Origin of the sequence: Paractinoplanes hotanensis (assembly GCF_023717965.1) — a bacterium.
In the GTDB taxonomy this organism is placed as follows: domain Bacteria; phylum Actinomycetota; class Actinomycetes; order Mycobacteriales; family Micromonosporaceae; genus Actinoplanes; species Actinoplanes polyasparticus.
Window position 1 is genome coordinate 310,650 of record NZ_JAMQOL010000003.1, and the last position, 18,990, is coordinate 329,639.

Below are 18,990 nucleotides of genomic sequence, written 5' to 3' on the forward strand. Positions count from 1 at the left end.
ACAGCGCCCCACCGCTGCGGCGCCCGCCCGCCTACCAGGTCGCGTCGAGACCGTGACCGCGTTCCTGATGGTCGTCGAGCGCCTGCGCGAAGGCGACCCAATCGCCCCGCTGGGCGTGCCCGAGCAGGTTCCTGTGCGCGGCGATCGCCTGCTGCGGCTCGCGGAAGATGCGGTCGGCGCTGCGCAGGATCGACAGGTACTGCCTGTCCTGGAGCCGGTCGTAGATCGAGAGCATCATGCTGTTCGCCGCGAGCTCGACAAAGGCGCGATGGAACCGCATGGCCAGGACGGCGAACTCCTGGACGTCGCCGCTCAGCAGCGCGCTTTCCTGACGGTCGAGGTTGTCCGCGAGACGCGCGGCCAGCCCTTCGCGCCGAGCCGGATCGGCCCGCCGGACCCCCGCGGACTCCAGAGCGTGCCTGGTCTCGGCCGATTCCCGCACCTCGTCGGCGGTCAGTTCGCGGACGAGGGCGCCGCGCTGGGCATAGATGGTGACCCACCCCTCGTCCTGAAGACGGGTGAGCGCGGCCCGGACCGGCGTGCGGCTCATCGACAGCGTGGCCGCCAGCTCGTTCTCGCTGAGCATGCTGCCCGCGGTGAGGTCGCCGCGCATGATGGCGGCGCGGATGTGCGAGTGCGCGCGGTCCGCCGCGCTGGCTCCCTGCTGGGCGAGGCTCACGCGCATATCGTACTGACATCCAACTGGGATACAAGTAGGGTGCGAGTCGGCACGCCGCTGTTCCCGGAAGGAGCACCCATGCCGTCCGCCCCCTCCGCCACGGATCCGTCCCTCACCGACGAAGCCCGGCACGCGCTCTACCGCCGCTCGCTGATCGTGGTCGTCGTCTCCCAGGTCTTCGGCGGCGCGGGCCTGGCCGCGGGCGTCACCGTCGGCGCGCTGCTCGCGCAGGACATGCTCGGCAACGACAGCCTGGCCGGGTTGCCGACCGCGCTGTTCACGCTCGGGTCGGCGCTGACCGCGTTCGCCGTCGGGCGCCTCACGCAGCGGACCGGCCGCCGGGGCGGGCTGGCCGCCGGGTTCGCCGCCGGCGCGCTGGGCGCGGTCGGGATCGTGACGGCGGCCGTGGCCGACCGGCCGGTGCTGCTGTTCCTGTCGCTGTTCGTCTACGGGGCCGGCACCGCCACCAACCTGCAGGCCCGCTACGCCGGAACCGACCTCGCGCCACCCGGCCGGCGAGCCACCGCGGTGTCGATCGCCCTGGTGTCCACGACAGCCGGAGCGGTCGGCGGGCCGCTGTCGGTCGACCTGCTGGGCGAGTTCGCCGTGTCCGCCGGCCTGCCCGCTCTCACCGGCCCGTTCGTCCTGGCCGCGGTCGCGTTCGCGGTGGCCGGGCTGGTCCTGTTCGTCTTCCTGCGGCCCGATCCCTACCTCGTCGCCCAGCGCCTGGCCGGTCCGCCCGCCGTCGAGAGCACGGCACCGGCCGGGCCCGACAAAGGCGTTGTCGTCGGCGCCACCGTCATGGTGCTGACCCAGGTGGCGATGGTCGCGATCATGACCATGACGCCGGTCCACATGCGCCACCACGACCGCGGCCTCGGGCAGATCGGCCTGGTCATCAGCCTGCACATCGCCGCCATGTTCCTGCCCTCGCTGGTGACCGGGCGCCTGGTCGACCGTCTCGGCAGCCGTCCGGTGGCCGTGGCCGCGGCGGTCACCCTGCTCGCCGCGGGCGTCGTGGCGGCCGTCGCGCCCGGCGACTCGGTGGCCGGTCTGACGATCGCGTTGATGCTGCTCGGGCTGGGCTGGAACTTCGGCCTGATCAGCGGCACCACGTACATCGTCGAATCCACCACGCCCGAGACCCGGGCCCGGACCCAGGGCTCGGTCGACGTCCTCATCGCGCTGTCCGGCGCGGGCGGCGGCGCGGCCTCGGCCGTCATCACCGACGCCACCAGCTTCGCCACCCTGTCGCTGGCCGGCGGGCTGCTCGCCCTGCTGCTGATCCCGGTCCTCGTCTGGCAGCGCCGGCCGTCCCAGGATGCGACGCCCGGGGCCGTTCCGCGCCCCTAGCGCCGACGGCCGTCGGCGGCGCGGTCAAGGGTTCACCGCGGGCGACCGCGTGCTGGTGCCCGCCATCACCACGTGCGGGCGGTGCGGGTACCGCCAGCGCGGCCTGCCCTCGCACTGCGAGACCGTGCGCGGGATCGGCTGGATCTTCGGCCACGTCATCGACGGGACGCGGGCCGAGTTGGTCCGGGCGCCGTACGCCGACACGTCGCTCCACGCGGTGCCGGCCGGCGTCACCGACGAGCAGGCCGTCTTCCTGGCCGACGCCCTGCCCACCGGCTACGAGGTCGGCGTGCTGGCCGGCGAGGTGCGCCCCGGCCACACGGCCGCCGTGGTCGGCGCGGGCGCGGCCGGCCTGGCCGCGATCCTCACCACCGGCCTGTGGGCACCCACACCATCACGTTCGACCAGATGGACGAGGCCTACGACGTCTTCGCCGACGCTGCCGCCCGCTCGGCCCTGAAGGTGGCCGTCAAGCCGGCCTGAAAGCGCCGATTACCTTGGCCCCATGAGCGACGATTTCACGGCCACGCTGCCGCGCAAGCGGATGGGCGCGGGGGCGCTGCTGTCCGACGACCGGGGCCGGGTGCTGCTGGTCGAGCCGGCTTACAAGGACTCGTGGGAGATTCCGGGCGGCGTCGTGGAGGCGGGCGAGTCGCCGTACGCGGCGGTGGTGCGCGAGCTGGAGGAGGAGCTGGGCCTGACCATCGACCCGGGGCGGCTGCTGGCGGCCGACTGGGTGCCACCGCGACCCGGCCGGACCGAGGGCGTGATGCTGCTGTTCGACGGCGGCGTGCTCGCACCGGAGCAGGCGGCACGGATCCGGTTGCCGGCCGCCGAACTGCTCAGCTGGGCGTGGTGCGACGAGCGGGCGGCGGGCGAACGACTGCCGGAGCTGCTGGCCCGCCGGATCGTCGCGGCCCGGCGCGCCCGTGACGACGGCACGGCGGCCTATCTGGAGAACGGCTACCCGGTCGCCTGATCGCGGCTGCGGACGCGCTCGGCGATGGCGTGGCCGAGTTCGGCCGTAGTGCCCTTGCCGTGCAGGTCGGGTGTCAGCGGAGCCTCCCCCGGGCCGTACGCCAGAACGTCCTCGATCGCGCCGAGCAGGTGCGCCGCGGCCTCGGGGTGGCCCAGGTGGTCGAGCATCATCGAGCCGCACCAGATCTGGCCGATCGGGTTGGCGATGCCCCGGCCCGCGATGTCGGGGGCCGAGCCGTGGACGGGCTCGAAGAGGCTGGGGTGGTCGCGTTCCGGGTTGATGTTGGCGCTGGGGGCTATGCCCAGCGTGCCGGTGCAGGCCGGGCCGAGGTCGGACAGGATGTCGCCGAACAGGTTGCTCGCCACCACGACGTCGAACCGGTCGGGGTGCAGCACGAACAGGGCGACCAGGGCGTCGATGTGGAACTTGTCCACGCGTACGCCGGGGAACTGTTCCTGCATGGCGGCGACGCGCTCGTCCCAGTAGGGCATCGTGATGGAGATGCCGTTGCTCTTGGTGGCCGACGTCAGGTGGCTCTCGGGGCGGCGGGCCGCCTGTTCGTAGGCGAAGCGGAGCACGCGGTCGATGCCGACTCGGGTCATCACCGTCTCCTGCAGCACGGTTTCGCGGTCGGTGCCCTCGAAGATGCGGCCGCCGATGCTCGAGTACTCGCCCTCGGTGTTCTCGCGCACGACGACGAAGTCGATGTCGCCCGGTTCGCGCCCGGCCAGCGGACTGCGGACGCCGGGCATCAGGCGGCAGGGGCGCAGATTCACGTACTGGTCGAAGGTGCGCCGGAACTGCAGCAGGCTGCCCCACAGCGAGATGTGGTCGGGCACCACCTCGGGCCACCCGACCGCTCCGAAGTAGATCGCATCGTACGCCCGCAGTGTCTCTTCCCAGTCGGGCGGCAGCATCGTGCCGTGACGCTGCCAGTAGTCGGCGCTGGCGAAGTCGAACGTGTCGAACTCGAGCCCGATGCCGAAGCGGCCGGCGGTCGCCTCCAAGGCCTCGATCCCGGCCGGTACGACCTCTTTCCCGATGCCGTCACCGGGGATCACGGCGATGCGATGCGTGGTCACGGGGCCTCCCTCAGTGCGGCCAGTCCACCTTGAGCGTCGGCCAGCGCGAGTTGCTCGGCGGCCGCCGAGTCGCCGGCGCGCAGGGCACGGACCAGGGCGCGGTGGCTGGTGTACCTCTCCATGCCGAACGTATCGTCCTCGGCCACCTTGCGCAGCAGCAGTTCCCGGCGTCGGGGCCGGCTGAACACCCGGCTCTGCTCGAGCATGCGGATGAGCACCGGGTTGTGCGCGCAAGCGCTCACGGTGTCGTTGAACTCGAGCATCGTGTCGAGCAGTTCGTGCAGATGTCGCTCAACGGTTTGTTCGTTTCGGCGGCGTTCCTTGAGCAGGATGAGCAGGTCGTCCGCGCGGTCGAGGATCGTGTCGAGCGCGTCGAGCTGGGCCGGGGTGGCGTGCCGGGCCGCGAAGCGGGCGACCAGGCCGCGCAGGCCGACCTCGACCTCGGCCAGGTCGTCGATGGCGGCGTCGCGGATGGCGGCGACCAGGACCGTACGCGGGCCGATGCGTTCGATGAGGCCGTCGAGCTCGAGCCGGCGCAGCGCCTCGCGCACCGGGGTCGGGCTGATGGCCAGCCGCTCGGCGACGCCCCGCTCGGTCACCTTTGCGCCCGGAGCGAGTTCGCCGGTGGCGATGGCGGTGCGGAGGTGACCGTAGGCCTGGTCGGCGAGCGTCTCGGCTGCGGGCATGACGGCACTCTAACGCATGCCATCTTTAAGAAGCGATGCAACTGTTGACGTTTTTGCTATAGCAATTTAACGTGACGCCGGACACAGGAGGCGACATGGCCGAGGTGAGAAGCCACCGGAGGATCACGTTCTTCATCGCTCTCGCGCTGTTCGCGCAGGAGTCGACCTGGAACTTCTACGACAACCAGGTGCCCGTGCTGCTGCGCGAGCACGTCACGAGCGCGGCGCTGGTCGGCGCGCTGATGGGCATGGACAACCTGCTGGGGATCTTCATCCAGCCCTGGATCGGCAACCGCTCCGACAACACCCGCACCCGGTGGGGCCGGCGGGTGCCGTATCTCGCGGTGGGCATGCCGCTGGCCGCGGTGCTCTTCGTCTTCCTGCCCTGGACCACCTCGGCCACCATGCTGATCGCCGTGATGGTCGGCTACGCGCTGGTCGCCAACACCATGCGGCCGCTCGCGGAGTCGCTGGTGCCCGACTTCATCCCGCCCGAACGGCGCGGCCGGGCCAACGCCGTCGTGAAGATCGCGGCCGCGCTGACCATCATCGTCGCCTCGCTGATCAGCCTGCTCGTCGTCGACGACCATCCGCACGCGGCCTTCGCCATCCCGTCGGTGATCCTGCTGGTCGTCACCGTGGTCATGGTCGTGAAGGTGCGCGACAGCCGGTCCACGGGCTATCAGGAGGCCCTGGCCGAGGACGCGAACGCCGGGCCGGGCGAGGCGCGGGTGCCGTTCCGGCAGGTCGTCACGGACATCGCCACCGACCGGGACCGCCGCCGCGTTCTGCTGCTGCTCACGGTCATGCTGTTCGGCGGCGCCTGGTTCGCGTCGCGGTCGCTCATCACGCCGTACGGGATGGAAGCGCTCGGCCTCACCCGAGGCGAAGCGGGCGGGCTGACGCTGCCCAGTGGGATCGCCTATGTCATCGCCGCTTATCCGGTCGCGCTGCTGGCCGAACGCTACGGCCGGCTGAGGACCATGGGCGTGGGCATGGCCGTCTTCGCCGCCGCGCTGGCCGCCGGATCGGTCGTGCAGACCGCCACCGCGACGGTCATCGTGTTCTGCGTCGCCGCCGTCGGCGCGGCCGCCTTCCTCATCAACGCGGCCGTCGTGCTGTGGAACCTCGCGCCGTCGAGCCGGGTGCTCGGCACCTACACCGGCCTGTACGCGGTCACCTGGTATCTCGGCGGCTTCGCCGGGCCCGCGCTGATCGGCGGCGTGGTCGACCTGGCCGGCTGGGACAGCATGCTGCTGGACATCGCCGTGCTGGCCGTCCTGGCCATCCTCGTGCTCGTCCGCCTGGGCCGCCTCCAGACCCGCACCGAAGCCCCGATTCTGAAGTGAGGAGCAGCCTGCTCAAACCCGGGAACCGCACGCACATCCCGACTCCGAGATGAAGGACCGCATGCCGACCATTCTCATCACCACCGATTATCTGACGCCGGGCGACGAGGTGGACACCTACCTCACCGGACTGGGCTTCACGACCCGGCACGATCCGTTGCGGGGCAAGCGATCGGCCCCCGGGCTGATCGCGGCGCTCGACGGCGTGCAGGGCGCGCTGATCGCCAACGAGCCGATGACGGCGGAGGTGCTTCGCGGCGCGCCGTCGCTGCGCGCGGTTGTGCGTACGGGCGTGGGTTACGACTCGATCGACGTCGGGGCGGCGGCCGCGCTGGGCATCAGCGTCAGCAACCTGCCGGGCATCAACGCCAACGCGGTCGCCGAGTACACGATCGGGCTGCTGCTCGTGCAGGCACGAAATCTGGTGGGGCTGGCCACCGGGGTCGCCGGGGGTGGGTGGCCCCGGGGCGACGGCTTCGAATTGCGGGGCAAGACATTGGGTGTCATCGGCCGGGGCGCGGTTGCCCAGCGGGTGCGTCCGCTGGCCGAGGCCTTCGGTATGACAGTCATCCAAGAACCATGGGATGAGCTGCTGCGCGAATCCGACTTCGTCACCATCCACACCGCCCTCACCGAGAAGACCCGCCATCTGATCGACGCCGCGGCCCTGGCCCGGATGAAGCCGACCGCCCACCTGATCAACACCGCCCGCGGCCCGATCGTCGACGAGGTCGCGCTGGCCGAGGCCGTCCGAACGGGACTGATCGCCGGCGCGGCCCTCGACGTTGTGGACAACGAGCCGCTGCCCGCCGACAGCATGCTGCGCGGGATCGACACCATCACTGTCCTTTCCCACATGGCCGGTCAGACCGCCGAGGCCCGCCGCGACGCCGGCCTGCTCGGCGCCCGCGAACTGGTGGCCGCTCTCGCCGGCAAGCCGAACCACCCCGTCCCCAGCCCGAGCGAGACGAGACGTCTCGTCTCGCACACAGGGCCGACCAACAGCGTGGAGGATGCATGAACGCCGATGTCATCGTGGTGGGGGCCGGGCTGGCCGGGCTGGTTGCCACGGCCGAACTGGCGGCTGCGGGGCGATCGGTTCTGCTGGTCGACCAGGAGCCGGAGCAGAGTCTGGGCGGGCAGGCGTTCTGGTCGTTCGGGGGGCTGTTCCTGGTGGATTCGCCGGAGCAGCGGCGCATGGGCATCCGCGACTCGCAGGAGCTGGCCTGGCAGGACTGGCTGGGCAACGCGGGCTTCGACCGGCCCGAGGACGAGTGGCCGCGACGCTGGGCCGAGGCCTACGTCGACTGGGCGGCCGGCGGAAAACGGGCGTGGCTGCGGGAGAAGGGCATCAAGCTGTTCCCCATCGTGGGCTGGGCCGAGCGCGGCAACAACTCGGTGCCGCGCTTCCACATCACCTGGGGCACGGGGCCCGGCGTCCTCGAACCGTTCATCGCGGCTGCCCTGGCGAGCGATCGCGTCACCATCGCGCACCGCCATCGGGTCGATTCGCTCATCACCAGCGGCGGCATGGTCACCGGTGTCGCCGGGCGGGTGCTCGAGCCGAGCGACGCCGCCCGGGGACAGGCGAGTTCGCGTCGCGAGGCGGGGGAGTTCGCGTTCACGGCTCAGGCCGTCGTCGTGACCTCCGGCGGGATCGGGGGCAACCATGACCTCGTACGCCGCCATTGGCCCGCTCGTCTCGGGACGCCGCCCGAGCACATGATCAGCGGCGTGCCGGCCCACGTGGACGGGCGGATGCTGGGCATCGCCACCGACGCCGGCGGGACCGTCATCAACCCGGACCGGATGTGGCACTACGTCGAGGGCATCGAGAACTGGGACCCGATCTGGGAGCGGCACGGCATCCGCATCCTGCCCGGCCCGTCGTCGCTGTGGCTGGACGCGCTCGGCCGCCGCCTGCCGGCGCCGCTCTATCCGGGCTTCGACACCCTCGGCACGCTGGCCCACCTGCGCACGACCGGCCACGACCACAGCTGGTTCCTCCTCACGCAGCGGATCATCGAGAAGGAGTTCGCGCTCTCCGGCTCCGAGCAGAACCCGGACCTGACCGGGCGCAGCGTGCGCCAGGTGCTCGGCCGCATCCGGGCCGGGGCGCCCGCGCCGGTGGAGGCGTTCAAGCGCAACGGCGCCGACTTCGTGGTCGCCGACGACCTGGACGAGCTGGTCAAGGGCATGAACGCGGTGACCGCCGAGCCCCTGCTCGACCCGTCGGACGTGCGGCGGACGGTCGAGGCCCGCGACCGCGAACTGGACAACGGCTTCGGCAAGGATCTGCAGGTCGCGGCCATCCGCAACGTCCGCAACTACCGCGGTGACCGTTTGATGCGCACTGTCGCGCCGCATCGGCTGCTCGACCGGTCGGCCGGGCCGCTCATCGCCGTACGGCTGCACGTTCTGACCCGGAAATCCTTGGGTGGCCTGCACACCGACCTGGACGGTCGTGTTCTGAACACCAACGGCCAGCCGGTGCCCGGGTTGTACGCGGCGGGCGAAGCGGCCGGCTTCGGGGGCGGCGGCATGCACGGTTATCGCGCACTTGAGGGCACTTTCCTCGGCGGCTGTCTGTTTTCCGGCCGTCAGGTCGCACGCGCGCTCAATTCGCTCACGAAATGAGGACATCGATGGAAGTACGCGTACTCACGCCGACCGGCATGCTCGGGGCGGGCTTCCCGCCCGAGACCGTCACGCGGGGCCTGGAACTGGGCGCCGACGTCATCGCGGTCGACGGCGGCTCCACCGATTCCGGGCCGTACTACCTGGGCTCGGGCACCGCCAAGACGGCCGCCGCGGCCGTCGCCCAGGATCTGCGGCTGCTGCTGCGCGCGGCCGCGAGCGCCCGGATCCCGTTGATCGTCGGCTCGTGCGGCACCAGCGGCACCGACTCCGGCGTGGACTGGGTGGCCGGCATCGCCCGCGAGATCCTCGCCGCCGAGGGCCTCGACCTGCGCATCGCCGTCATCTACAGCGAACAGCAGGCGGCCGGCCTCGATATCGAGCGGATCCGTCCGCTGCCGCCGTCCGGCCCGCTCGACCCGGCAACCCTGGAAAGCTGCACCCACATCGTCGGCATGATGGGCCACGAGCCGATCGTCGCCGCGCTCGAGGGCGGCGCCGACGTGGTGCTGGCCGGGCGGGCCACCGACACCGCCATCGCGGCCGCCCTCCCACTGATGAGGGGCCTGCCGGCCGGCCCGGCCTGGCACGCGGCGAAAATCGTCGAGTGCGGCGGCCAGTGCACGACCAACCCGCGCGCGGGCGGGGTGCTGGCCACCATCGACGAGGACGGCTTCACGATCGAGCCGCTCGACCCGGGCAACTCCTGCACGCCGTACACGGTGGCCGCGCACATGCTCTACGAGACGGTGAACCCGCACTCGATGCGCGAGCCGGCCGGCACCATCGTCGTGTCGGACGCGACCTACACCGCGCTCGACCACCGGCGCGTACGGGTGGAAGGATCCCGCTTCGAGCCGGCCGACCAGCACACCATCAAGCTGGAGGGCGCGCGCATCACCGGGTACGAGACGATGTCGTTCACCGCGATCCGCGACCCGCACATCCTCGGCCAGATCGACACGTGGGCGGCGTTGCTGCGCAAGATGATCGGCGAGTGGGTGGCCCGCACGCTCGGGCTGGGCGACGGCGACTACGAGTTCGACCTGCGGCTGTACGGCTACGACGCGATCCTCGACGGCATCGAGCCCGACCGCGGCCCACCCAAGGAGGTCGGCGTGATGCTGCTCGTGCACGCGGCCGACCAGCAGACCGCGACCGCGGTGGCCAAAGTGGTCAACCCGCTCATGCTGCACCTGCCCACGCCGGACATGAACTACCTGCCCAGCCTGGCCTTCCCGACCTCGCCGGCCGAGACCGAGCGCGGCCCGGCCTACGAGTTCGTGCTCAACCACGCCGTCGACGTGGACTCCCCCACCGCCCTGTTCCGCATCCACCGGCTGGAGGCCACCGATGCCTGAGACCCGCACGATCGCCGATCTGGCGCTGGAGGTCCGCTCGAAGAACGCCGGACCGTTCTGGGTGACGATGGAAGTGTTCCTGCGCGACAAGGCCGGCTACGACCAGATCGCCTTCCTGGACGCCCCGGTCGTCGCCCGCCTCTACGGCGTCGACCCGGCCACCATCCAGATCTTCCGCATCCCGGCCCTCAACGTCGTGAAGATCTCGTTCCCGCGCCCGGTCTCCCAGGGCAGCCTGCGCGACCGCGACATCCACGCCGGCCAGCACCACGTGCCGCTGGCCCAGCTGCCGGTCACTGCCTGACGGCCTGCGCGCCACCAGGTGGCGCGCAGGCCGCTCAACCTGTCAGTCGTCGGCGTTCTTGGCGAGCACCTTGAAGGCCGCGTCGAGCTCGACGTTCCATTCGGTGTTGTCGGCCGCCCGCACCTCGACCTCGTAAGCGACACCCTGATCGTCGCTCTTCTCGGCATCCAGGACGGTGCCACCGCCGACAGCGTCCAGCGCAGCCTTCTCGGCCGACGTCCGCTCGGCGTCAGGCAGTGCGGCGTCACCGGTATCGGCTGCCTCGGCCTGCTGGGTGAGCACCTTGAGGTCCTTGTCGAGCGTGACGTCGACCTCGCTGCCGTCCTGCTTGCGCACCTCGACCTCGTACGCCTCGCCCTGGTCGTCACTGGCCTCGACGTCGAGGACGGTTCCGCCCCCGACCGCCTGGACGGCCGCGTTGCCCACCCGGTCGCGATCGCTGCCGCTGACATCCGGGTCCGCGTTGGCCGCGGTAGCCCACACGCCGCCGCCCACGGCAAGAGCGGCGACGGCCGCGGTGGTGACAATGACGCGCTTGCTACGGAGTTTCGTTGTGTTCATGCCCCAGAGCTTGCGGGAGGCTCGCTGAAGCCAGCCTGAAAGCGCACGGTGAATCGGGCGCCGCCCAGCGCCGAACGGGTGACGGCCACGGTCCCGCCGTGCGCGGTCACGATTTCCCGGACGATGGCCAGGCCGAGCCCGCTGCCACCGGCGTCGGCGGCCCGTGCCTCGTCCAGCCGCACGAACCGGTCGAAGACCCGCTCCCGCTGGTCGTCGGGAATGCCCGGGCCGTCGTCGTCGACGGTGAGCTCCACCGTGCCGCCGCTCTGCCGGACGCCGACGGCCATGGCGGCGACCGCGTGCCGGGCGGCGTTGTCGGTGAGGTTCCGGACCACCTGAGCCAGGGCCGAGGCGTCCCCACGAATGCGGCCGGGTCCCACGTCCTTGGTGTCGACGGCGAATCCCGTACGGCTGACCCGCCGCGCCTCGGCCAGGGCCAGGTCGTCGAGGTCGACGTCGTGGCGCACGCGGCTGCCTCCGCCGTCGTCGGCCCGGGTGAGCAGCAGCAACTGGTCGACCAGCCGCTGCAGGCGGGCCGACTCCTCCAGCACCGTCCCGGCCAGCTCACCGTCGGGCAGGGCGGCCGGATGGGCCTGCGCCACCTCGGCCACCTGCCGGATGCTCGCCACCGGGGACCGCAGCTCGTGGGAGGCGTCGGCCACGAAGGCGCGCTGCCGGTCGCGGGAATCCTCCAGCCGTACCAGCATCTGGTTCATGGTGCGAGCCAGCCGCCCGATCTCGTCGCGGGACTGCGGCTCGGGCACCCGGCGGTCGAGCCGGTCCCCCGTGATCTCCTCCACCTCGCGCCGGATGCGCTCCACCGGGGCCAGCGCCCGCGAAGCCACCACCCAGGTCACCCCGCCCACCAGCAGGACGAGCAGCGGCAGCCCGACGGCCAGCGGGGTGATCAGGGCGTCGGTCGATTCGTCGACGTCCTCGAGCGAGACAGCGACCGAGACCCGGTAACCGTCCTCGTTTTCCGTGACCACAAGGTACGGGTCGTCGGCCCCGGGCAGGCGCACCCGGTCGGCGGCGCTGTCCGGAAGCGGGACGCCGGACCGTTGGACGGCACCGTCGGGCGAGGTGATCTGCCAGAGGAGGTCGTCGTCCGGTGGCGGCCGCTCGGCCTGCTGCAGGATCGCCGAGGCCCGCTGCTCAGCCGTCGCCTCCAACCCGTCCCGCAGCGATCCACGCACCATCAGGACCAGGGCGAAGGCCCCCACGAGCAGGGCGGCCGACACGACCAGGACGGCCGCAACCGTCGTACGCCATCGGACGTCAGCCACCGTTGCCGCCGCCCAGCCGGTAACCGGCGCCGCGCAACGTCTCGATCGAATCCCGGCCGATCTTGTTCCGCAGGTGCCGGATGTAGACCTCGACGATGTTGGGGTCGCCCTCGAAGTCGGCATCCCAGACCCCGTCCAGGATCTGCCGCTTCGACACCACGTCCCCCGGATGCCGGGCCAGGAAGGCGAGCAACGAGAACTCGCGGGTGGTCAGCTCGATCTCGGCGCCGTCCCGCCACACTCGCCGCGCGGCCGGGTCAATCCGCAGATCCCCCACCACCAGTTCGGTCGGGCGTTCCCGCGCGCCCCGCCGGCTCACCGCCCGCAGCCGCGCCACCAGCACCGGGAACGAGCAAGGCTTGGTCAGATAATCGTCGGCGCCGGTGTCGAGCCCTTCCACCTGATCCCACTCGCCGTCCTTGGCCGTGAGCATGAGAATCGGCGTCCAGTCCCGTTCCGCCCGCAGCGTCGCACACACCTGATACCCGTTGAGACCAGGCAACATCAGGTCAAGAACAATGGCGTCGTACGAGTTCTCGCGCGCGAACCACAACCCGTCCACCCCGTTGTGGGCGACGTCGACCGCGAACCCCTCCGCCTCGAGCCCGATCCGCAACGACCGGGCCAGCCGCTGCTCGTCATCAACGACGAGGACGCGCATCGACACACCTCCAGAAAACGGCCGGTCCACCATCCTCCCGCACCCACCCTGAACGCCGCCTGAACACGCCGCCGCACACCGCCGGACCACTGACATCAAGGACTCGCACGCAGAACCCGTGTTCCGACGGTGCTTCCCGCCGGCGGCGAACCCGCTCAACCTCCGCGACAGCGTGGCTCCCCCAACCTGGCTCCCTTCTGGCCTCCAGTGTTTCGGCTTGGCGCGCCGACGCTCTTGTTTCGCGGCCTGGCCATCGACTTCGACACCGCCCGTAGGCCATCCTAGGAACCTAGTTCATTGTTGTTGGGCTTTGCCGCGTGCCGTGTGGTGGTGGCGGGCGGTAGGCGGCTGCCAGCGCATGGCGGGTGCCCGCAGCCGGGTTCTGGAAACGGGTGCCGGGTGCCGGGTGCTGGGCGGCTCGGTGCGCGACGCCAGTGCTGGGGCCCACGCAGCGCGCGATCGGCGACCTGGGTGCTCCGCTTGGCGGTGGCGGTGGCGGTGGCGGTGGCGGTGGCGGTGGCGGTGGCGGTGGCCGTGGCCGTGGCCGTGGCCGTGGCGGTGGCGGTGGCCGTGGCCGTGGCCGTGGCGGTGGCCGTGGCGGTGGCGGTGGCCGTGGCTCCGCGGGCCTACCGTCTTCGCGATCGACTGCTCTGGCGCGCCGTGACTTCGATCAGCAGCGAGCCCTCAACCCGCGTCGTCAAGCGTTTTCTCCCCGTCCCGCAGCCTCGACAGCTACTCGGCTCGCGAGCCGGAACTCCCTCCCACGTTCTGCTGAGGTCCGACGCCGGACACGGCCGGCGGAGCGGGCCTATGCGTCACGGCGGTGCAGGAGCAAGGCGCCGAGGGCCAGCGCGCCGGCCGACCACGCCGCCACGACGCCGAGTGCTGACCACGGGCCCAGGGGCAGTATCGCGTTGTCGACTGTTGTAGTGAGGGCCTGGACGGCCGTTGCCGGGGTCGTGCGGTACAGGATCCGTTGCCAGTCGGGGTCCGGGAGCATGCGCAGGAGCATGGGCATGAGGTAGAGCAGGGACAGAACTATGCCCATGGCCGCAGCCGAGCTGCGCACGACGGCGGCCACGCCGAGGCCGAGCAAGCCGATGAGGATCAGGTGCAGTACGGACCCGAAGGCGGCCCGCAGCAGCCCGCCGTCCGGGCTCAGGCCGAGCACCGCGACGCCCACGCCGAGCACGGCGGCCGGGGCCACCAGCGCGGTGAGCACAGCCGCCTTGGCCGCGAGCACGTCGAGCCGGCGCGGGACGGCGAGCAGGGTCATCCGGATCAGTCCACTGCCGTACTCGGTGGCCAGGATCTGCACGCCCGCCGCGGCCACCGCGCCCTGGCCGAGGCGGACACCCAACAGCCGCAACTGCACCGGGTCGACCGAGCTGCTGCCGAGCGCCAAGCCGCCGGCAACGAGCAGTACCGCCAGCGCCAGCGGCACTGCCAAGCCGGCTCCCCCGGTGAGCAGCTTGTCCCACTCGGCCCGCCACGCCGCGCTCCATCGCAGCCGCCGAGCTGCCACCACATCGGGCCCCGCAAGCCACGAGGCCACCGCCACAGCGCGCCCCGCCAAACGCCCGGCCGCCCTCACGCCGCGCTCCGCCGCAGCCGCCGACCTGTCACCACAGCGCGCCCCGCCAGCCACGAGGCCACCACCACATCGCTCCCCGCCAAACGCCGAGCGGCCCTCATGCCGCGCTCCGCCGTAGCCGCCAGGTCGCTGCGGCCACGGCAGCCAGAGCCCACAAAGCCAGCACAGCCAGACCCGCCCACGGCGGCAGCGGGAAGTAGCCGTCCGCCACCGTCTGCGGGCGGGACAGCTGCGGATAGGCGGCGACGCTCTGCTGTATCGCGAACGCTGCGGCCGGCGTCAGGCGCAGCAGCCAGGCGCCCACGTCGACGGGCAGCACCGAGGTCACGGCCAGGATCGGGGGCGCGACCAACAGGGCGGTCACCGCCAGGACGGCGGGCACGGCACGGCGCAGCAGGGAACCCACGCCGTACGCGAAAACGCCGGCCAGGGCCAGCAACAGCGCCGTGCCGAGGGCGACCCGCAGCATCGTCGGCCACGACACGGACAGGATGACCACGGCGTTGGCCCGCAGCATCCGGGTCGCCACCGGCAGCGTCACCCCGACCGCCACCAGACCGGCCGCGAGCGACACCGCGCCCACCACCGCGGCCTTGGCCGCCGATACCCTGGCGGGGTGCGGCATCGCGGCCAGCGTCGTGCGGATCATCCGGTGCCGGAACTCGGTCGTCCCGCACAGCACCGCCACCACGATCAGGGGCAGCAGCCCGGCGAACAACCCGGTCAGCACCCGCTCGACCGCCATGCCACCCTCGGTGTCGAGGCCGATCTCGCCCGCGCCGGCCACCGTGATCACGCCGCCGGCCTCGGTGTGGCCCGGCGGATGGGTCTGTTCCCAGGTGGTGCGGTAGTCCGAGTAGCCGACCAGGCTGCTGGTCCACCCGCCACCCGGGCTGATCTGGGAGAACTGGGCCGTCGCCTGAGTCCAACGGGCTTGCACGGCATGGCCGCCCTGGGGGTTCTCCTCGACGGTCAGGCCGTTCGGCGACGTGACGAACAGGCCGATCTGCACGGTCGGGGGCAGGTCGTCCAGGCGTACGGTCTCGATCTTCTGCCAGGTTGTGCCGTCCGCCGACACGTACCCCGTGATGTCGTCGCCCTCGCGGGTGAGGCGCAGCCAGGCCTCGCGCACCGGCAGCGAGGCCCTGTCGTGGGTGAAACCCGATTGCATGCGTACGCCGTGAGAACCCGTCACCAGCACGGCGGCGTAATCGGCGCCGGGTTCCGTCCCGTCCTTGACCATCAGGCCCGCCTTGGCCCACGGCACCACGCCGCGCACGATCTCGTCGTGGTTGGGCGGCGGATACGTGATGGTGCCGTCGAGGTGGCCGACCTTGGCGGTGATCGACCCGTCACCGTCCAGGGCCCGATGCACGAACGTGAACCGGTCGGCCACCGAACGGCCGGACGAGTCGGTCGGCGGCGCCGGGCAGTCGACCTCGCGGGTGCCGGCCATGCACGACATCGTGACGCTCGTCGCGGCCAGGCAGCCCAGCCCGATGACGATGAGCGCGGCCGCCGCGAGGCCCGCGGCCCACCCGCGTACGGTGCGGAACTTCAGCCATTCGGCCCGCAGGATCATCGGATGCCCCCGACGCCCGCGGTGAGCTTCAGATAGGCCGCCTCGAGCGAGACGTACTCGCCGATCAGGTCGTCCACGCCGGCGTCGGCGATCACCTGTCCTTGAGCGACCACGATCACATGCACCGCCATGTCCTGCAATTCGCTCATCAGGTGACTGGAAACGAGCACCGAACGGCCATCTTCGGCCAACCCGCGCAACAAATCGCGCATCCAGACGATGCCGGCCGGGTCGAGCCCGTTGAACGGCTCGTCGAGCAGCAGGACGGGCGGGTCGCCGAGCAACGCGGCGGCCACGCCGAGCCGCTGCCGCATGCCCAGCGAGTAGCCGCCGGCTGCCCGTCGTCCGGCCGCAGCCAGTCCGGCTCGGGTCAGCACCTCGTCGACCCGGCTGTCCGGCAGGTCCTGCGAGCGTGCCAGCCAGCGCAGATGGTTGCGGCCGCTGCGGGACGGGTGCAGCGCGTGCGGGTCGAGCAGCGCCCCGGCGTGCCGCATCGGGCGCGGCAGGTCGGCGTAGCGGCGGCTGCCGAGGGTCGCGGTCCCGGCGTCCGGCCGGTCCAGTCCGACGATCATGCGCAGGGTGGTCGACTTGCCCGCGCCGTTGGGCCCGACGAAGCCGGTGACGTGGCCGGGCCGGACGACGAACGTCATCCCGTCCAGGGCGACCGACGGTCCGAACCGCTTGCGCAATCCGTTCACTTCGATGGTGGTCATGCCGCGAAGTTCTACGCAGCAACGCCTAACCCGGGCGCGACGGAAGCTGTCATACCGCTGTCACGTCCGGCCGGGCATGCTGTGCGGATGGGCGTCCGGCTGCGTTTCACCCTTCTGTACGGCGTGCTGTTCCTGGTCTCGGGGGCCGGGCTGCTGGCGATCGTCGCGGCCTTCTCCGTACGGGCGTCGCGCCCCGCCGGCGAGCCGCTGGATCCGGCGGCGTTGCAACAGATCGACGCTGCCGCCCAGGCGCACAACCGGCAACTGGCGGTCGGCGTGGGAGTGGCCCTGCTCTTCATGTTCCTGACGTCGCTGCTCCTCGGCCGGGCCGCCGCGGGCCGGGTGCTGCGGCCGCTGCGCACCATCACGGCTGCCACCCGCCGGATCAGCGCCGACAACCTGCACTCGCGGCTGGCCGTGACCGGCCCCGCCGACGAGGTCAAGGACCTGGCCGACACCATCGACGACCTGCTGGGGCGCTTGGAGGAGTCGTTCGCCGCCCAGCGCCGCTTCGTGGCCGACGCCTCCCACGAGCTGCGCACGCCCCTGGCCACCATGCGCGCCGCGGTCGACGTGGCCTCGGCCAAACCGGCTCCGCCACCCGAGGTGGTAAGGCTGAGCGGCCGCGTACGCACCGAACTCGACCAGTTGGAGCGGCTGCTCGAGGGCCTGATGGTGCTGGCCCGCGCTCAGCACGGCGCCCTCGACGGCCGCACGCCGATGGCGGTGCGCTCGCTGATCCCACCCGGCACCCCGGTCGAGGGCGACGACTTCCTCACCGTCGGCAACCCGGTGCTGCTGGCCCGGATGGTCTCCAACGTGGTCGACAACGCCGCCCGCCACAGCCGTCCCGGCGGCTGGATGCGGGTGGTCCTCTCCCCCGGCGCGCTGCTCATCGAGAACGACGGCCCGCTCCTCGACCCGGGCGAGGTGGCAACGCTGGGCCGCCCGTTCCGACGCCTGGGTGTGTCCCGCACCGGCGGCGCCGGGACAGGGCTCGGCCTGGCGATAGCGTCCGCGGTGGCGTCGGCGCACGGCGGCTCACTGAGCCTGCAAGCCCGCCCGACCGGCGGACTGCGGGTGGAGATCCGCCTGCCGCCCAGCACCCAGCCACCTCAGAGCGGCGGCCCATCACCCCAACGGAACAGCGGGCCACACGCCCAACAGGACAACAGACCCCCGGCCAGCGCGACCGAACAGCAGGACAGCGGGCCACACGCCCAACAGGACAACAGACCCCCGGCCGACGCGACCGAACAGCAGGACAGCGGGCCACACGCCCAACAAGACAACAGACCCCCGGCCGACGCGACGGAGCAGCAGGGCAGCGGGCATCTGAACGCGAAAGCGAATGGTGAGCGGGAGGCTGACCGGTGAGGGTGCTGGTGGTGGAGGACGCGGTCGCCCTCGCCGAAGTGGTCGCCGAAGGGCTGCGGGATCAGGGGATGGCGGTCGACGTGGCGCTCGACGGCCTCACCGCTGCCGCGAAGCTCGACGTCAACGCGTACGACGTGGTCGTTCTGGACCGTGACCTGCCCGGCCTGAGCGGTGACACGCTCTGCGAGATGATCACCAGGCGGTCCGAGCGGGCGATGGTCCTCATGCTGACCGCCGCCGGCTCGGCCGACGACCGCGTGCGCGGCCTGACGCTCGGCGCCGACGACTATCTCGCCAAGCCCTTCCACTTTCCCGAGCTGGTGTTGCGCGTGCGCTCCCTGGCCCGCCGCCGCCCCGCCGCGACACCCCGCACGCTCGTCGTCGGCGACCTCGAGCTCGACCCCGTTCGCCGCACCGCCACCCGTCGCGGCGCGGGTGTGAACCTGTCGGTGAAGGAGTTCGCTGTGCTCGAGGCCCTGATGCGGGCCGCGCCCGGCTATCTGAGCAGCGAGGCCCTGCTGGAGCAGGTCTGGGACGAGAACGCCGACCCGTTCACCAACACGGTCACGGTGACCGTCGGACGCCTGCGCCGCAAACTCGGCGACCCCGCAGCCATCGTCACCCTGCCCAGCGTCGGCTACCGCATCAACGGCCGGCACTGACACCGGCGTCCGGCATCCGGGCATCCCGGCATCCGGGCATCAGGCATCCGCATTACATCGATGTTTCCGAATGGTTGACAACGCTGTCAGCGGTCACGCAATCTGGGAGCGCTCCCAAACCATC

General features: G+C 71.7%; 19 protein-coding genes. 10 read left to right on the forward strand and 9 right to left on the reverse strand.

Annotation, left to right across the window (positions count from 1 at the left end):
- Window positions 1–31: 31 nt before the first annotated feature.
- Window positions 32–679, reverse strand: coding sequence for a GntR family transcriptional regulator (locus LXN57_RS03250; protein ID WP_251796479.1), 648 nt, complete (start codon window positions 677–679; stop codon window positions 32–34).
- A 78-nt stretch (window positions 680–757) separates the two neighbouring features.
- On the opposite strand from LXN57_RS03250, the gene LXN57_RS03255 reads away from it, so the two are divergent.
- From LXN57_RS03255 to LXN57_RS03265, 3 genes are read left to right on the forward strand one after another with little or no spacing between them, the layout of a single operon-like run.
- Window positions 758–2,032 (forward strand): MFS transporter, encoded by a 1,275-nt coding sequence (locus LXN57_RS03255; protein WP_251796480.1) that lies wholly within the window; start codon window positions 758–760, stop codon window positions 2,030–2,032.
- The gene (locus tag LXN57_RS03260) at window positions 2,001–2,492 is read left to right on the forward strand and encodes an alcohol dehydrogenase catalytic domain-containing protein (RefSeq protein WP_369077271.1); all 492 of its coding nucleotides are present in this window, start codon (window positions 2,001–2,003) and stop codon (window positions 2,490–2,492) included. Before LXN57_RS03255 ends, LXN57_RS03260 begins: the two co-directional genes overlap by 32 nt.
- Window positions 2,493–2,537: 45 nt before the next feature.
- Window positions 2,538–3,011, forward strand: coding sequence for an NUDIX domain-containing protein (locus LXN57_RS03265; protein ID WP_251796482.1), 474 nt, complete (start codon window positions 2,538–2,540; stop codon window positions 3,009–3,011).
- On the opposite strand, the gene LXN57_RS03270 is transcribed toward LXN57_RS03265, so the two are convergent.
- A complete protein-coding gene (locus LXN57_RS03270; protein ID WP_251796483.1) occupies window positions 2,996–4,093 on the reverse strand; it encodes a tartrate dehydrogenase in 1,098 nt (365 codons plus the stop codon). The two genes, LXN57_RS03265 and LXN57_RS03270, sit on opposite strands and share 16 nt — an antisense overlap.
- On the reverse strand, window positions 4,090–4,779 hold the full coding sequence (locus tag LXN57_RS03275) for a GntR family transcriptional regulator (protein WP_251796484.1): 690 nt from the start codon (window positions 4,777–4,779) through the stop codon (window positions 4,090–4,092). The genes LXN57_RS03270 and LXN57_RS03275 overlap by 4 nt, the downstream gene beginning before the upstream one ends.
- Before the next feature lie 95 nt (window positions 4,780–4,874).
- Between LXN57_RS03275 and LXN57_RS03280 the strand changes: the two genes are divergently transcribed.
- The 5 genes from LXN57_RS03280 (at window position 4,875) to LXN57_RS03300 (ending at window position 10,430) form a co-directional block, all read left to right on the forward strand.
- Window positions 4,875–6,128 carry an MFS transporter gene (locus LXN57_RS03280; RefSeq protein ID WP_251796485.1) on the forward strand — a complete coding sequence of 418 codons (1,254 nt, stop codon included), beginning with the start codon at window positions 4,875–4,877 and terminating at the stop codon, window positions 6,126–6,128.
- A 61-nt stretch (window positions 6,129–6,189) separates the two neighbouring features.
- Entirely contained in the window at window positions 6,190–7,149 is a 960-nt protein-coding gene (locus LXN57_RS03285; RefSeq protein WP_251796486.1) for an NAD(P)-dependent oxidoreductase, read from the forward strand.
- The gene (locus LXN57_RS03290) at window positions 7,146–8,765 is read left to right on the forward strand and encodes an FAD-binding dehydrogenase (RefSeq protein ID WP_251796487.1); all 1,620 of its coding nucleotides are present in this window, start codon (window positions 7,146–7,148) and stop codon (window positions 8,763–8,765) included. The genes LXN57_RS03285 and LXN57_RS03290 overlap by 4 nt, the downstream gene beginning before the upstream one ends.
- Before the next feature lie 8 nt (window positions 8,766–8,773).
- The gene (locus tag LXN57_RS03295) at window positions 8,774–10,126 is read left to right on the forward strand and encodes an acyclic terpene utilization AtuA family protein (RefSeq protein WP_251796488.1); all 1,353 of its coding nucleotides are present in this window, start codon (window positions 8,774–8,776) and stop codon (window positions 10,124–10,126) included.
- Window positions 10,119–10,430 carry a DUF4387 domain-containing protein gene (locus tag LXN57_RS03300; RefSeq protein WP_251796489.1) on the forward strand — a complete coding sequence of 104 codons (312 nt, stop codon included), beginning with the start codon at window positions 10,119–10,121 and terminating at the stop codon, window positions 10,428–10,430. Before LXN57_RS03295 ends, LXN57_RS03300 begins: the two co-directional genes overlap by 8 nt.
- A 42-nt stretch (window positions 10,431–10,472) precedes the next feature.
- Here the strand turns inward: LXN57_RS03300 and LXN57_RS03305 are convergent, their stop codons facing one another.
- From LXN57_RS03305 to LXN57_RS03330, 6 genes are all read right to left on the reverse strand, one after another.
- Window positions 10,473–10,991 (reverse strand): PepSY domain-containing protein, encoded by a 519-nt coding sequence (locus tag LXN57_RS03305; protein WP_251796490.1) that lies wholly within the window; start codon window positions 10,989–10,991, stop codon window positions 10,473–10,475.
- Window positions 10,988–12,277: a sensor histidine kinase gene (locus LXN57_RS03310; RefSeq protein WP_251796491.1), complete on the reverse strand. Its 1,290-nt coding sequence runs from the start codon at window positions 12,275–12,277 to the stop codon at window positions 10,988–10,990. Before LXN57_RS03310 ends, LXN57_RS03305 begins: the two co-directional genes overlap by 4 nt.
- The gene (locus LXN57_RS03315) at window positions 12,270–12,938 is read right to left on the reverse strand and encodes a response regulator transcription factor (RefSeq protein WP_251796492.1); all 669 of its coding nucleotides are present in this window, start codon (window positions 12,936–12,938) and stop codon (window positions 12,270–12,272) included. The genes LXN57_RS03310 and LXN57_RS03315 overlap by 8 nt, the downstream gene beginning before the upstream one ends.
- 808 nt (window positions 12,939–13,746) lie before the next feature.
- Complete coding sequence (locus LXN57_RS03320; protein ID WP_251796493.1) at window positions 13,747–14,493, reverse strand: ABC transporter permease subunit; 747 nt, start codon at window positions 14,491–14,493, stop codon at window positions 13,747–13,749.
- A 136-nt stretch (window positions 14,494–14,629) separates the two neighbouring features.
- A complete protein-coding gene (locus LXN57_RS03325) occupies window positions 14,630–16,114 on the reverse strand; it encodes a DUF1349 domain-containing protein (protein WP_251796494.1) in 1,485 nt (494 codons plus the stop codon).
- On the reverse strand, window positions 16,111–16,827 hold the full coding sequence (locus LXN57_RS03330) for an ABC transporter ATP-binding protein (RefSeq protein WP_251796495.1): 717 nt from the start codon (window positions 16,825–16,827) through the stop codon (window positions 16,111–16,113). Before LXN57_RS03330 ends, LXN57_RS03325 begins: the two co-directional genes overlap by 4 nt.
- Before the next feature lie 87 nt (window positions 16,828–16,914).
- On the opposite strand from LXN57_RS03330, the gene LXN57_RS03335 reads away from it, so the two are divergent.
- Together LXN57_RS03335 and LXN57_RS03340 are read left to right on the forward strand one after the other, a co-directional pair.
- Window positions 16,915–18,204, forward strand: coding sequence for a sensor histidine kinase (locus tag LXN57_RS03335; RefSeq protein WP_251796496.1), 1,290 nt, complete (start codon window positions 16,915–16,917; stop codon window positions 18,202–18,204).
- A complete protein-coding gene (locus LXN57_RS03340; protein WP_251796497.1) occupies window positions 18,201–18,866 on the forward strand; it encodes a response regulator transcription factor in 666 nt (221 codons plus the stop codon). Before LXN57_RS03335 ends, LXN57_RS03340 begins: the two co-directional genes overlap by 4 nt.
- Window positions 18,867–18,990 lie beyond the last annotated feature (124 nt).